General features: G+C 48.0%; 8 protein-coding genes and 1 tRNA gene. All 9 read left to right on the plus strand.

The features are described 5' to 3' along the window. The first annotated feature begins 2 nt into the window (after nucleotides 1-2). Nucleotides 3-1,118, plus strand: a complete 1,116-nt coding sequence (locus NYE45_RS08555; protein ID WP_340016386.1) for a DUF58 domain-containing protein — start codon at nucleotides 3-5, stop codon at nucleotides 1,116-1,118. Then, entirely contained in the window at nucleotides 1,115-2,428 is a 1,314-nt protein-coding gene (locus NYE45_RS08560; protein ID WP_340016387.1) for a hypothetical protein, read from the plus strand. Before NYE45_RS08555 ends, NYE45_RS08560 begins: the two co-directional genes overlap by 4 nt. Nucleotides 2,429-2,511: 83 nt before the next feature. Next, nucleotides 2,512-3,468 (plus strand): aldolase catalytic domain-containing protein, encoded by a 957-nt coding sequence (locus NYE45_RS08565; RefSeq protein ID WP_076330255.1) that lies wholly within the window; start codon nucleotides 2,512-2,514, stop codon nucleotides 3,466-3,468. Nucleotides 3,469-3,877: 409 nt separating this feature from the next. Further along, nucleotides 3,878-6,004: an EAL domain-containing protein gene (locus NYE45_RS08570; protein WP_062833439.1), complete on the plus strand. Its 2,127-nt coding sequence runs from the start codon at nucleotides 3,878-3,880 to the stop codon at nucleotides 6,002-6,004. Between the two features lie 162 nt (nucleotides 6,005-6,166). Continuing rightward, nucleotides 6,167-6,237, plus strand: a tRNA-Gly gene (locus NYE45_RS08575). Between the two features lie 451 nt (nucleotides 6,238-6,688). Beyond that, on the plus strand, nucleotides 6,689-8,581 hold the full coding sequence (abc-f, locus tag NYE45_RS08580) for an ABC-F type ribosomal protection protein (protein ID WP_340016388.1): 1,893 nt from the start codon (nucleotides 6,689-6,691) through the stop codon (nucleotides 8,579-8,581). Between the two features lie 414 nt (nucleotides 8,582-8,995). Beyond that, entirely contained in the window at nucleotides 8,996-10,030 is a 1,035-nt protein-coding gene (pheS, locus tag NYE45_RS08585; RefSeq protein ID WP_047842255.1) for a phenylalanine--tRNA ligase subunit alpha, read from the plus strand. Nucleotides 10,031-10,112: 82 nt separating this feature from the next. Further along, entirely contained in the window at nucleotides 10,113-12,566 is a 2,454-nt protein-coding gene (pheT, locus tag NYE45_RS08590) for a phenylalanine--tRNA ligase subunit beta (protein WP_340016389.1), read from the plus strand. A 138-nt stretch (nucleotides 12,567-12,704) separates the two neighbouring features. Then, complete coding sequence (gene zapA, locus NYE45_RS08595; protein WP_340016390.1) at nucleotides 12,705-15,446, plus strand: cell division protein ZapA; 2,742 nt, start codon at nucleotides 12,705-12,707, stop codon at nucleotides 15,444-15,446. Nucleotides 15,447-15,533: the final 87 nt, after the last annotated feature.

A 15,533-nucleotide genomic window follows, 5' to 3' on the forward strand; every position in this document is an offset into this window, starting at 1 on the left:
TTATGGCATTATTATGGCTTGTCCTTGTAGGAGGCATTGTCGTTGGCATACACGGTGTATGGTTCGGACGACCTGCACTGCGGAAGCTCAAGTACAGCAGACAATTCAGCAAGCTGCGTTGTTATGCTGGAGATGAACTTGAGATGGTGGAGACAATATCGAATGAAAAACGAGTCTCCGTTCCCTGGCTTAGACTTGAAGCGATGATGCCTGTGTCGTTTGTATTTCGTTCTGGTTCAGGTATGGATATTAGCCAAGGCGAAATCTATCAGAACCATAAGAGCATTTTCACACTAAAACCGTTTACGCGTATCACGCGCAAGCATCCGTTCTCATGTACTCAGCGTGGCATCTATCCACTCAATACAGCAAGCATGACAGGTGGGGACCTTTTTGGCGTGTGGCGTTCCACCAAACCGATTCCTTTGCATATGTCCATGGTCGTGTATCCTTCATTAGTGAATGCAGAGGATCTTCCCGCCATATATCAAGTGTGGCAGGGGGAAGTGGAAGTATCGCGATGGATTGTCGAAGATCCGTTCCTGATTCTTGGTGTTCGCCCTTATGGCGCAGGCGACCCCATGAATCGTATCCACTGGAAAGCGAGCGCACGTACGGGTGAATTGCAAGTCTACAAGCAGGGATGGACAGCAGATCCGCAATCATGGATTGTAGTTAACATTCAGGAGTCAGCAGATATGTGGAGTGTAGTCACTCGACCAGAAAAGATCGAACGGGCCCTTCGTTACGCTGCTACAGCTGCAGTGGAAGCGATCAGTAGAGGGTTGCCGGCAGGCTTCGCTCATAATGGTTATCATGTGGGTGGAGGTCGCGATGCACTTCGGATTGAGCCGGATTATGGCACACCCCATCTGGAAAGGGTACTGGAAGCCATGGCTGCGACCGAGTTGAAATGCATGGTGCCTATGGAGCAATTCCTGAATGATGAAGTACGTTTGAACGAAGAAGCACAGCAAATCCGCAGCTATCTGCTGATTACATCCTATGTATCTGCCGCTATGGAGCACGAGATTGCCCGTCTGCACGAACAAGGACATCGCGTGACGATTCTTCCGGTAGAAGACGTGAAGGGTGATACGAAGGCGGTGAGTGCATGAGGGACAGACAGGTAGCGACGACCAAGGGACTCATAGCGATGCTTGCCGTCTTGATGGCGGCCATATACCTTTTTCCGATATTTACGATTGCTTCATTTTACGCCATGGAACATTTGCCGTACACACTATTCATCCTGGTTGTTCTAGTGGGTGGATTGGGACAATTCATTCAGCATAAAATTCCGGTCATTAGCGAGAAAAGTACATTTATTCGTGGAGTAACGGCACTCGTCATAGGGCTTTTCTTCGGAATCGTAGTTGGGATGAGCCTCATTCTTCCAATGCCGGATATCATCACCTTGGTGCTGTGTGGAGTCATCTCGGCTTATGCAGGTCTGACCTTCGAGTCAGCTTTTCATTCTGTTTTGTTATGGCGTTTGCAGATTGCCGGGGTAATCAGTGCGATTGTGCTTACGGTTGCTTCGAACCAGTTGGAATTCATGCAGCCGATACAAGCCTATACCCTGTGGATCTATGTTGCGGGAGTGATCAGCTTTGCCTTCTGGCTGGTTGGACGATATATGTTACAACTGGACCGGGCAATACTTAATGATGGCAAGCGAAAATTAGTATTGCGCGATTTTGCGCGTGCGAATCATCAGCGGTTCATGTGGATGTTTATTGTCATCGTCGCGATCGGTGCTTTCCCAAGTTTGGCTGCGTTGTTGAAGCCGCTACGCGACCGTTTACTCGCATGGATCAGGGGATGGTTTGGCCCGATTTCCGGCGAGGAGCCACCACTACCAATGGACGCCCCTAATCAGCCAATAAATATACCGAAGGAATGGAGAGAACCGCCCTCCGAACCTTCAATCTTCTGGAACATTCTCGGATGGGTAGTGATGTGTGCTTTAGCAGGAGCAATCCTGTGGCTGCTTCTGAGGTTCGGACAAAAAACGATAAACAGACTTATGGATCGATTCAAGGGGATGCTACAACCAGGTGCGAAGAAGGCAGAACCACGTACGGAGTATATGGATGTCAGTGAGACGCTTGAGTCGCCGGAAAAAGTTCGAAAGACTTGGTTTCGGAAGAAAGAAACGCCACCTGTGCAGGATGCTGAACGTGTTCGGTATTACTATCGAACTTGGATTGACAAGGCTGCCCATCGAGGAGTGGGAATACAGGGGACGCACACTCCGCTGGAGGCTGCCCAGACCATCATTCAAAATGGTGTGAAGCAAGAAGAAGATGAGCTGTCTACGAAACTGCCAGATACGTATAACAGCGTGCGTTATGGAGGAAAAGTCCCGGATCGTTCCGATATGGTTGAGATTGATCGAATATGGAAATCTTATCGAAGTAAATAAGTCCGGAATCCCTTTACTTTTCTTGTCACGTTCAAGTATCATGAGAGGAATACACAAGTTGGTCAGAAAAGGAGCAGACATTAATGAAGACAAATCATTGCAAAATTGTAGATTGTACGATCCGTGATGGCGGATTGGTGAATAATTGGGACTTTAGCGTGGACTTTGTTCAACAGCTGTATGCTGGGTTGAATGAAGCTGGCGTTGATTATATGGAAATCGGATATAAAAACTCTCCGAAGTTGCTGAAAGGTGCGGAGGAAGCGGGACCTTGGCGTTTCCTGAATGATGATTTCTTGCGTAAAGTTATTCCTCAAAAAGGAAATACCAAACTGTCTGCATTGGTTGACGTTGGACGTGTGGATGAGAACGACATCTTGCCTCGCAGCGAGAGCATGCTGGATCTGATCCGGGTTGCCTGCTACAGCAAAGATGTAGACAAGGCACTTGCTCTGGTTCAAACATTCCATGATCGTGGATATGAAACAACACTGAATATTATGGCACTCTCCAATGTTATGGAGAATGAGTTGCTGGAAGCATTTGAATTGATCAAAGAAAGCTCCGTAGATGTGGTTTACATTGTAGATTCCTACGGTAGCCTGGATCATAATGATGTGAAATACCTGGTAGAGAAGTTCAAGACTCACTTGCCTAACAAGCGTCTTGGGGTTCACACACATAACAACATGCAACTCGCGTTCTCCAACACATTGGTTGCGGCAGAACTGGGAGTTGAACTGCTTGATGCTTCTGTATATGGTATGGGACGTGCAGCAGGTAACTGCCCAACCGAATTGCTCGTAGCTCATCTGAAAGGTACGAAATACAATCTGCGCCCAGTACTTGGTGTACTGGAACAGCTGATGGTACCCCTCAGAGAAAAAGAAGAGTGGGGCTACATTCTGCCTTACATGATCACAGGTGCATTGGACGAGCATCCACGTTCGGCGATGGCGCTTCGTTCATCGGAAGACAAGGATAAGGTTGTTGATTTCTATGATAAATTAACAACACCAGAAGTGAATTTCGACAAGTAATCATTTGGCATACATCCTTAGAGCGTCTTCCAATTAGCAAAATCTTGACGAAATGATCGTATTCATCTAGGTTTTGTACCCGTAAGCGAACTAAATCGAATTATGCAAAATGATGATAATATAGTCTGAAATACAGTTGCAAACTAGGAAAACATGGACTCTCTCCCGAGATCCATGTTTTTTTAGTTCTTAATGCCTTGTTTTTCTCCATTTTTATGAATAAATATTCCTAGGAGTAACTATTTTTTAGTTCACGTATACAGAATTAAATGTTATTATGTACCAGATAGCATGTGTATGCATGTGAATTGAACGTTGGTAAATATGTTTTTTGTCGAATTGTGTAGCGAGCTTGGCAAGTTTGGTTAATGTAATTCAGGATAGGTGATCCCGGGAAGGAAAACACGGCATGAAGGTTAATCTGCAAGATCAGAGAAAAATAGGTTGGGTCGCTGTATGCGGCTTATTGTGTTTCCTCGCAAGTCAATGGTTTCGTTCTTCTTCAAGCTCTGATCTGATCATATCGGGTTACCCTGTTTTGACACTCTTGGGTGGATTCGCTGCGGCGGCGGCTTGTATCGGCATTTATAATCAAAGCTGGTTGTTTCGGACACAGAAGCTTACCCTGCGGAGGGTGTTATTGACAACACTCTTTTTATTGATTGGTCTGTTTGAACTGGTTCATATCGTTTCATTTGCAGAAGAGATTCCGAACGGAGCGATGATGGAATCGGAATTCTCCTTGATGATGTCAACCATGGGATCTATGGTATGTTCAGTAGGTTTACTGCTCGTGTATACCATAAATGAGAAGGAAATTGCATTACCGCGCAAATTCTTACTGTTCAGTGGCACATTGGGTACCTTTGTTATTTTATACACATTGGCTATTCAGGAATGGAGCATGTTGCCGAATATGCTTGAGGGTGAAGTGCTTGGTGGGATTTTCACCCGGGTTCATTTTATGGTCGGATTGCTGTATGGCATTATTGCCGTAATTTTGTTTGTACAATGGAAAAAAACCAAGGACGGTGACTTGCCGTCCATTCTATGCGGCATTCTGTGTTTCTTTTTTGGGGAATGTTATTTTGTTTCCGCCACAGGGGTGAACGATCTCAATCTGCTGCTCGGATTGCTGAGTAACTGTATGGCATATTTTTTCATCCAAAAAGGGTTGTACACGTCCGTTGTGGATACGCCGTTCCTGCAACAGCAGGTTGCTGAAGCCAAGATGAATTATATTGCCCATCATGAGGATGTGACGGGGCTTCCAAACCGTCGTCGCCTTTCGCAGCGGTTGAAAATGATGATGGATGATGCCGTGGTGGAGGAACAGCTTGTCGGTGTGCTCGTCCTGAATATTAATCGGTTCAAGACCATTAATGATTCGCTCGGACAGCAAGCAGCTAACCGGGTTCTGCGCCAGGTAGGTCAACGTCTGAAACATTCGTCACTTCCAGGAGAAGAAGTATTCGGCCTGGGAAGAGATGAGTTTGCATTGACGATGACAGATTTCAGCACAACGGATACAGCGTTGCGGAGAACAAGATCCATTTTGCAACTCTTCGAGAAGCCAGTCCTGGTTGATGGTAATGAGTATCATCTTACACTTGGAATCGGGATGGCGATTTTCCCGCACGATGGCGAGTCACCGCAGGAGATTATTCAGAATGCAGATACGGCTCTGCACAATGCCAAGGAACAGGGCATGGAATTGAACCGTTATGCTCATGCGATGCAGATGAAAGCACAGGAGCGTTTGCAGCTTGAGAATGATCTGCGCAAAGCGTTGGATCGAGGTCAGTTCTACCTGGTCTACCAGCCGCAGGTTAATCTGCAAAGTGGGCTAATCGTCGGCATGGAAGCATTGGTGCGTTGGCAGCATCCGCAGCGAGGCTCGGTATCTCCGGCGGAATTTATTCCTCTGGCAGAAGAGAGTGGATTGATTGTACCGCTTGGTGAATGGGTGCTTCGTGAAGCATGTGCACAGAATAAGCAGTGGCAGGAAGCGGGTTATCGTAAACTGTGTGTTTCGGTGAATCTGTCCATGAGACAGTTCAGGCATTCGCATCTATTGGACAATATCAATGGCATTCTCAAGGAGACTGGGCTTGAGCCGGTATGGCTTGAACTGGAGATTACAGAGAGTATGACATTTGATAAAGACCGGGCATTCGAGCAGTTACGTAAAATCAAAGAGATTGGTGTGCATATCAGTATTGATGATTTTGGAACGGGATACAGCTCGTTGCATTATCTGAAAGATCTGCCGATTGACCGTCTCAAGATTGACCGTTCATTCGTTAACGAGGTCATGGAGGACAGCAATAACGCTGCGATCGTATCCACCATCACTTCAATGGCACATCATTTACATCTGAAAGTTACGGCTGAGGGCGTGGAGAATGAAGATCAGATGGTCTTTCTTCGCAATCAGCATTGTCACGAGGCTCAAGGGTATTTCTTCAGCAAACCGATTGAAGCCGCTGATTTTGAAAAACGGTTTTTGAGAGATGTGGATAAACCCACAGGATAGGGAACAGCGGGGGCGCGTGAGTGCTCCTGCTTTTTTATAGATGGATGCTTAATGAAAAAAATGGTAAATATGACTTGCATGCTACAGAGGATCATGGTATATTATTCTTTGTAAAATCACTGTTAACTTCCGAACGGAACTTAATTATGAATCATCAATCATGCGGGTGTAGTTCAATGGTAGAACTTTAGCCTTCCAAGCTAATAGCGTGGGTTCGATTCCCATCACCCGCTTAACGATGCAGTACCCAGAGCCCTTGCGATGCAGGGGCTTTTTTCTTTTGCCCTAAAAGAAATATGCGGGTAACCTTTGCTTTTTAACAATGATCTGGTACAATAACGGAGAAATTGATACTACACATGAATGAGAGGTAACCATACGTCCCATGAAGTAAAACACATGAATTGAACCCCAGTTAACTGCAGACGGTTTTATGACGCAGTCAGCCAGAGCGGCTGAGCAATGAGGGGATTCGTGTGTCCAAATTCAGCTATGGGAAAAGGTATGGAGCAAGTAAGCCTTTGAGGTTTACGTGTACCCTGTATTTGGGGTTTCTTTGTTCATGCCGTAGCTTACCTTAGATCTGTCTTTGAATGCTTGATCCAACCCTGAATTGCCAAACCGCCGGCTGATGCCAGCGGTTTTTTTTGTTCAGCAAAAAGGATGCAGGAAGGATGAGGCCTCATGATGACATTGGTACGCTTACATGAAGTATCAAAAGAATGGAACGGCAATGAATTGTTTACAGGATTGAATTTGGAGATTAATGAGGGCGAGCGACTCGCCATTTTGGGTCGCAACGGATGCGGAAAGACGACATTGTTACGCATCATTTTGGGTGAAGAGCATGGTGGTGGAAGAATTGAACGTCATATCCCGCAGCAGGAATGGGGGTTCATGCGCCAGCGCTCGGAGATTGAGGATGGCATGAATGTACTGGATGCGGTCCGGCGTGAGAGCGGTCAGATCTATGAAGTGAAATGGAAATTGGAAGAACTGGAACAGCGCTTGAGCATTAGCAGTGAGGCTGATGATGAGCTGCTTGCAGCCTATACGCAAGTCATGGAGCAATATGAACAGCTGAACGGTTATATGTGGGAGACCGAGGTAGAGAAGGTGCTAACACGCCTTGGATTATCCGCAGAGCATTGGAACAGACCTTATCATTCCTTGAGCGGTGGACAAAAAACAAAGGCTCGTTTGGCAGGCCTGCTTGTCAGTAAACCTAAATTCCTGATCCTGGATGAACCGACGAATCATCTGGATGAGGGAAGCATGCGCTGGCTGGAAGAGTGGTTATCCTCATATGAAGGTACGCTGTTATTTGTATCACACGATCGTACGTTTATTGATCAGGTAGCCACAGGAGTGATTGAATTCAGTGCAGATGCCCTGACCAAATACAAGGGTGGATACTCGGAGTACAAGATCCACAAAGAGCGTGAGTTAAGGGAGCAGGAAACGATCTACCGCAGGCAGGAGCTGGAACGTAAGGCGCTGGAAGAGACGATTCGTAATTATCAGCTATGGTTTCATAAAGCGCATAATTCAGCGACCGATGTGGAGGTGAAGATCACACAGAGCTTCTACAAGGCCAAAGCTAACAAGAATATTTCACGTTACCATGCGAAACAAAAACAGTTGGAACGTTTGGAGCAGGAACGGGTGGATAAACCTCGTGAAGCTGCAAAGTTAAACATGGAACTGCATATGAATACACTGGCTGCACGCCAACTGCTTGCGCTGGAAGAGGTGAGTTTTTCATATACAGGTAACCAGACCTTGCTTCGCGACCTTCGAATCACTGTGGAACGCGGAGATCGTCTTGCCATACGGGGACCTAATGGAACGGGCAAGACGACACTGTTGAAGCTGATGATTGGTGAGCTTGAGCCCTCGCAAGGCAAGGTCACACGGCATCCACAGCTGAGAATCGGTTACTTTTCACAGGAGCTGGAAGGACTTCCCGAGAATCTGACGCTGCTGGACAGCTTGCTTACCCTTCCATCCATGACACAAAGTGCGGCACGTACCATTCTGGGATGTTTCCTGTTTTCCAGGGAGGATGTGTTCAAGCGCATTGGGGATTTGAGCATGGGAGAAAAGTGCAGAGTGGCATTTCTGAGACTGTATTTTGGCGGAGCGAATCTGCTGGTGCTGGATGAGCCGACCAACTATCTGGACATCGATACCCAGGAAGTCATGGAGAATGTATTAAAACAGGCTTCAGGTGCTTTGGTGCTTGTATCCCATGACCGTATGCTGACGAAGTCACTAGCGAATCGCTTGTGCGATCTGGAACTTGGTGGCACAGCAACCCTGTTTGAAGGAAGTGTGCCGGATTGGGAGGAGTCCATTAAACTTCGGGAGCTGGCGCTCGAGACCCGGGAATCCGATGACGAACGGTTGCGATTGCAGATGCGCTTATCCGAGTTACTGTCTCCTGTGAGCGCTGCTGGAAAAGACAGTCTGACACTGCCTGAACACGAGAGTGAACGAGCAGTCGAGGCAACGGAGATTCGCGAAATCCAGCAGCGCCTGAAACAATTGAAAGATAAGGGGGCAAGCACAAATTAGAAGATGGACGGCTTGCTATTTCAATCTATTTTGCATATAATTATGAACGATCATCGATGATTACATCGATATAGGTTTAACTTAAAAGCAAACGTGATGATGGAGATAAGTAAGCAGTGCCTCTGGACAGGGAGGAAGCGCCGTAGATTGAGAGCGTTTCTGTAGAACAAGGCTGCCGAAATTCACTCCGAAGCGGTTCCCTGAACCTGTTTGTGTCCAGACACAGAGGCAACAGTAGGGGCAAACGGTTAACGGTCGTTATTCCGTACAAAGTGAGACAGAACGAGTTGCAGGCCAAAGGGGCCGTGCAGCAAGGGATGTCTAACAAGGGTGGTACCACGGTCTTTTCGTCCCTTCAGGGGAGAGAAGGCCTTTTTTTGTTGCAAAAACACCACAAAAAGGGGGCAATTACACATGAAAGAACGTTTAGAGGCATTAAAGATCGAAGCGCTGGAGCAGTTGTCTGGTGTGAATGATCCGCAGACGCTCAGTGATCTGCGTGTGAAGTATTTGGGGAAAAAGGGTGCATTGACTGAAATTTTGCGCGGAATGGGTGCGCTTAGTGCAGAGGAACGTCCAGTTATTGGTCAAGTAGCCAATGATGTTCGGGCTGCCATTGAGGAAGTCATCGACTCCAAGCAGGATCAGTTCCAGAAGGAAGAGACAGCGAAGCGTCTGCAATCCGAGAAAATTGATGTGACCCTGCCAGGACGTCGTGGACGTCAAGGCGGACTGCATCCACTGACCAAAGTGGTACAGGAGATCGAAGATATTTTCATCGGTATGGGATACCGCGTAGCGGAAGGTCCTGAAGTCGAAATGGATTATTACAACTTTGAAGCATTGAATCTGCCGAAGAATCACCCGGCGCGCGATATGCAGGATTCCTTCTATGTTACAGAAGACTTGTTGATGCGTACCCATACGTCTCCGGTTCAAGTACGTACCATGCAGAGCATGAAGGGCGAAGTGCCTGTCAAAGTCATCTGTCCAGGTAAAGTATACCGCCGTGATGACGACGATGCGACGCACTCTTTCCAATTCAACCAGGTTGAAGGATTGGTCATCAGCGAAAACATTCGTATGAGCGATCTGAAAGGAACCCTGCTGCAATTCGTGCGCGAAATGTTCGGTTCCCATACGGAAATTCGTCTGCGTCCAAGCTTCTTCCCGTTCACGGAGCCAAGTGCGGAAGTGGATGTAACGTGTGTACAATGTGGCGGCAGCGGCTGTCGGGTATGTAAGCAAACAGGCTGGCTTGAAATTTTGGGTGGCGGTATGGTTCACCCGAAAGTGCTTGAAATGGGCGGCTATGATCCGGAGAAATACAGTGGTTTCGCATTTGGTATGGGGGTAGAGCGTATCGCCATGCTGAAGTATGGTGTTGATGATATCCGTCACTTCTACAATAGTGATCTGACCTTCCTGAAGCAATTCGGACGGCTGTAATTTTAAGACAAGATAGATTAACCATATAGAGCAAACGAATGAACCGGGAACACCAATTTATAGATGAAGGAAGTGAACGTCCATGAGAGTATCGACAGATTGGCTGTCTGATTATATTTCCCTTGAAGGTGTGACGCCACAGGAATTGGCAGAGAAAATCACCCGTGCGGGAGTAGAAATTGATGTAGTGGAGAACCGCAACAAGGGCGTGAATAAAGTTGTTGTGGGTTATGTGAAGAGCAAGGAGAAACACCCGGATGCCGACAAACTGAATGTATGTGTCATCGATGCCGGTCAGGAAGAAGATCTGCAAATCGTGTGTGGCGCGAAAAATGTGGATGCAGGCCAAAAAGTAGTCGTAGCCCTGGTTGGAGCGAAGCTCCCTGGTGGATTGGATATCAAAAAAGCCAAACTGCGCGGTGTTGTATCCCTTGGCATGATCTGTTCCGCCAAAGAGCTGGGCATGAACGACAAATTGCTGCCGAAAGATCAGCAGGAAGGTATTCTCGTTCTGCCAGAACAAACGGAGGTTGGCACGCCAATCAGCCAGGTTCTTGGTCTCGACGATCATGTGCTTGAACTGGATCTGACACCGAACCGTTCCGACTGTCTCAGCATGCGTGGTGCAGCTTATGAAGTGGGTGCCATCCTGGGTCGTGAAGTGAAGCTGCCGAGTCCCAAAGACCAACTGGTTGAAGTTGGTGATGCGGCTGCGAATCATATCTCGGTAGAGATTAAGGCACAAGAGCAATGCAGTCACTATGCAGCTCGTTATGTAACAGGCATTAAACTGGGTGCTTCCCCGCTGTGGATGCAAAACCGTCTCATGGCGGCAGGTGTTCGCCCAATCAATAACATTGTTGATATCACGAACTATGTCATGCTGGAATACGGTCAACCGCTACATGCATTTGATGCGGATAAGCTGGAAAAAGGACATATTGAAGTGCGGATGGCCAACGAAGGCGAAACGATTGTTACACTGGATGGGCAAGAGCGTAAGCTGGAACCGCACATGTTGCTCATCACGGATGGCGTGAAACCGGTAGCCATCGCTGGGGTTATGGGTGGCGAAAATTCCGAGGTATCGGAAGGCACGGTGAATCTGCTCTTGGAGTCCGCCAAGTTCGATGGCGGAACTGTTCGGAAAACGTCGCGCCAACTGGGGCTGCGTTCCGAAGCAAGCATGCGTTTTGAGAAGGAAGTAGATCCGGGTGCGGTCATTACAGCTTTGGATCGTGCAGCTGAACTGATTCAGCGTTATGCTGAAGGTGAAGTGCACCAGGGAATCGTGGAAGCTGGAGCGGAAGCTGCGGAGAAACGTGTAATTCAATTGTCGCTGGACAGACTGAATCGTTATCTGGGAACAGATCTGTCTTTGCTTGAGGTTAAAACGATCTTCGCTCGTTTGCACTTTGCATGTGGTGATGCTGATCAAGGATTGCTGGATGTGGAAGTCCCAACACGCAGAGGAGATATTACGCTCGACGTAGACCTGTTTGAAGAGATTGCACGTCTGTATGGATATGACAACATTCCAACCACTTGGATTGAAGGACCGACGACTCCAGGTGCTTATACACGCTCTCAAGCGATGCGTCGCACCATTCGTGGATTGCTCTCAGGCAGTGGCTGGCAGGAAATGATCAGTTACTCTTTTATACACCCGGATAAAGCGACTCTGTTCCCGGCGTTGACAAAAGGAAGTAAAGCCGTGAAGCTCGCGATGCCTATGAGTGAGGACCGCAGTGTGCTTCGTACGAGTATTTTGCCGCAAATGCTGGATGCAGCGGTGTATAACATGAACCGTAAACAGGATTCACTGGCTGTATTTGAAGTGGGCAATGTGTTCTTCACCGAAGAAGATCAGTTGACCAAGCAACCGCATGAGATCCCAGTACTGGGCTTGCTGCTCACCGGGAATCGTGCAAGCCAGCAGTGGAATGTTGGAGCCGAGAAAGTAGACTTCTTCGATCTGAAAGGTGCGCTTGAGCATCTGTTCGCCTATGTAGGTCTGGAACAACGCATTCGCTTGGTAGCAAATAGCCCTGAAGGATTCCATCCGGGACGTTCTGCATCGGTTTACCTGGAAGGGAAGGATGGCGGAGAAGGCATATTGATCGGTACATTGGGTCAATTGCATCCGGAACTGCAACAGCAGTATGATCTGAATGATGTGTACATCGCAGAGATTGCACTTGAATCGATCTACAGTGAAGCAGACGCTGACATCCGTTATCGTGAACTTCCGCGTTTCCCAGCAATGGAACGGGATATTGCGGTTGTTGTGAATGAGGATATTGAAGCTGGAGATATGCTGCGCGCCATTCGTGAATCTGCGGGTGAGTTGCTGCAAACCGTACAGGTATTCGATGTGTTTACGGGAAGTAAATTGGGTGAAAACAAGAAGAGCGTGGCGATGGCACTGGTGTACCGGAATCGTGAACGCACACTGACCGATGAGGAAGTTACTGAAGTTCATGCCCGTGTAGTGGCTCGTCTGGAAGAGCAATTCGGAGCGGAATTACGTAAATAGGACAGAAGAAGATTTTTTGAACAAAGATTAGCAGGAATTGTTTGAAGTCACATCGAATCCTTAGCATTAGAGGATCGATGTGACTTTTTTGTGATTACAGCTTAGAATCAACATACAGACTTGAAGGAGGGCACAACTGTGACTACACCTGATCGTACACGCGTCACCGTAGATATCTACGGGACTTCCTATAAACTGGTTGGCAGCAGTGCCGACTATATGAAACAAGTAGCTAACCTGGTAGATGAGCGTATGAGCGCGATCTCCAAGCAAAATTCCCGTCTGGATACTCCGCGTATCGCGGTACTGGCGGCTGTACATATGGCTGAACAGTCTCTTCAGACTCAGGAAATCCGGAATGAGCTGAAGATGCTTACTGGAGAACGTACAGAACTGAGAAACGAATTGAATCGGTTGAACGCCATACAAAATGAACATCAACAAGAATTGGAACAGCGTGACCAGTCTCTTGCTGAATTGCAGAAGCTGAAGCTTGAAGCAGAGCAGGCGCTGCAGAAGGCCGAAAAGGACAAGCAAGCCGAAATGGCCAAGTTAAACACATTGCTTGAGCAGGAGCGTACCCAGGCAACAGAGCGAGTGCAGAAATTGCAGGCTCAAGCTACCGCACAACTCAAGGAAGCAGAGACTAAGGCAGCGGCACAACTCAAGGAAGCAGAAGTTAAGGCAACGAGACAGCTGAAGGAAATGGAAGAAAAAGCGGCTAATCAGCTCAAAACTGCACAGGCACAAGCCGCTTCACAGCTTAAAGAAGCTCAGAACCGTTCTGTAGCCGAACTGCAACAAGCACAGGCCAAAGCTGCCGCGCAATATAAAGAATTGCAGGACAAGACTGCAGCTCAATTGAAAGAAGCCGAAAGTCGTGCCGTTGCAGAACGTCAACAAATTGAAGCCAAGGCTGCACAGCAAGTTCAGACAGCCAAAGAAGAAGCCGAATCCGCCATACTGTCCGAGTTGGAGCAGGCTGAGGCCAATTTGAAGAAAGCCCAGGAAGAAGCGGCACTGCAATATAACGAACTTCAACAACAGATGGAACTTCGCCTCCAGCAGGCTGAAGAAAAAGCGCTGGAACAGACTCAGGCACTGACGGAACAAGCGAATCAAGAGCGGGCTGCTTTGCAGGAACAAGCGGAGCAGAAGCACCTGACTCAGGTGAATCAATTGAATGCGGAGTTCAAAGCGTTATCCGAGCAGTCGGAACTCGAATGGATGGAGAAAGAAGCAGCCCTCGAGGAACAATTGCAGCAAGCTAAGGAAGCAGCGGCATCTCGCGCAACAGAAGCCGCATCCGCTGCAGAAGCCTTACTGCAAGAAGAACGTGGCAAGCTCATGCAGCAGCTGGAGGAACAACGTAAAGAGGCGGAGACTCGACTATTAGATGTCGAAGAGCAATTGGAAGAAGTGATGACCCAGCTCATCAGTGCACAGGATGTGGTTGCAGAGCAAGAACAGCAGCTTCAGCACGAGCGTGGTCAATTGGAAACATTGCGTCATGAGCATGGGGTCCGTAAACAGGAGCAGGAAGTTCAGACTCGCCGAATCACGGAACTGGAGCAGCAATTGGAACAGTTAAAAGAGGATCGTTCCCAGTTGCAGGAGCTTCTGCGTGAGACGGAGCAAGCTGCCCAGCAATCCCGTGATGCGCAGGAACAATGGAAGCAGAAGTATAACGAAACTGTGGATAGAGAAACCTCTCTCACAGCGCAGCTGCGCAAACTTCAGGATCAACATGCACAGCTTGAACAGGAAGCCCAAAACCTTCGTGAGGCTGAAGTGAAGTCGGAAGAGGAACAGCGCAGGCTGCATAAGGTGCTTGAACAGGCTCATGCTGCGGTGCGTACATTGCAGCATGAGATCGGCACGCTTACGGAACGTGAGCAGTCCTTGAAAGACCTTGCAGAGCAACGGTTGGCTGAGATCGGCGACCTGGAGAACCAAATTCTCGAAGTTGCTGAACAAAATGAAACGCTGGAGTCTGGTGTGCAATCCCTTCATGATGAATTGTCCGTGGTGAAGGAAGAGTCTCGTTTCAACCATGAAGAGGCTGTGCATTATCAGAAGGAAGCAGAGCTTTTGGAAGAGAAACGTAAACAGCTTGAAGTTGAGCTGAATGTTGTTCGGGAAGAGTTGAACCGACTTCAGGATAATTATAAACAAATACGTAACGACTACAGTGATGCATTACAACGGGAAGAGAATTACAGTTCCAAGCTGGATGAATTGAGTACGGAGAAGCAAGAGATTGTAAGAGCGCTTGAAGAAGCAAGACAATCTTCAGCGAAACTATCCGAGCGCTACTCGGAGCAAGAGAGCCGGCTAGCCCAGACTGAGGAAGAAGCGTTGGAGTGGCAGATCAAACACGAAGAACTGTCAGCCAAACAGGCCGAGTTGTCATCCCGTCTGGAGCAGTTGACGAGACGTGAAGAAGAACTCCGCTCCAGCATTGCACAAGCAGAGCAGAACGACCAGGTGTGGCAACGCCGTGCAGATGAATGGGCGTCTCAGGAACAATCCTGGCAGGAACGCTGGGCTGCGCTTGAGAATGAACTGACGGTATGGAAGAGAGAAAGCGCGGCAAGTAGCGAGTTGCTGGAGGGACTGGAGCAAGAACGACAGCAGCTGGATCAGTTACGGGCAGAAGCAACTCAAGAGAAACAGATCATGGAAAATGAACTGCTTGAGATGGGCGAGCGTTATGAACTGGCAGCCAATCAATTACGTTTGTTACAGGTTGAACGCGAAATGGAGCAGGAGAAGGCAGAGCAGCTGAATACGGAATATCGTCAGTTGCATGATGAATATACGAAATTGCAGACGGAATATAACGAATGGATTGAATTGATTGAACAGGACCAGACCTAGCGGAATGATTGTAGCAGAACTGGCTCGTGGGCAACGCACTCTGGTACAATTTGTTATACTAAAGAAGGAGCTCCCGTCGCTGCGGGG

This window comes from Paenibacillus sp. FSL K6-1318, assembly GCF_037976905.1.
In the GTDB taxonomy this organism is placed as follows: Bacteria; Bacillota; Bacilli; order Paenibacillales; family Paenibacillaceae; genus Paenibacillus; species Paenibacillus amylolyticus_A.

Excerpts from the sequence above, each read along its gene's own strand:
- NYE45_RS08555 (WP_340016386.1), top strand. The coding sequence starts at position 3 with ATGGCATTATTATGGCTTGTCCTTGTAGGAGGCATTGTCGTTGGCATA.
- NYE45_RS08560 (WP_340016387.1), top strand. The coding sequence starts at position 1,115 with ATGAGGGACAGACAGGTAGCGACGACCAAGGGACTCATAGCGATGCTT.
- NYE45_RS08565 (WP_076330255.1), top strand. The coding sequence starts at position 2,512 with ATGAAGACAAATCATTGCAAAATTGTAGATTGTACGATCCGTGATGGC.
- NYE45_RS08570 (WP_062833439.1), top strand. The coding sequence starts at position 3,878 with ATGAAGGTTAATCTGCAAGATCAGAGAAAAATAGGTTGGGTCGCTGTA.
- abc-f (WP_340016388.1), top strand. The coding sequence starts at position 6,689 with ATGATGACATTGGTACGCTTACATGAAGTATCAAAAGAATGGAACGGC.
- pheS (WP_047842255.1), top strand. The coding sequence starts at position 8,996 with ATGAAAGAACGTTTAGAGGCATTAAAGATCGAAGCGCTGGAGCAGTTG.
- pheT (WP_340016389.1), top strand. The coding sequence starts at position 10,113 with ATGAGAGTATCGACAGATTGGCTGTCTGATTATATTTCCCTTGAAGGT.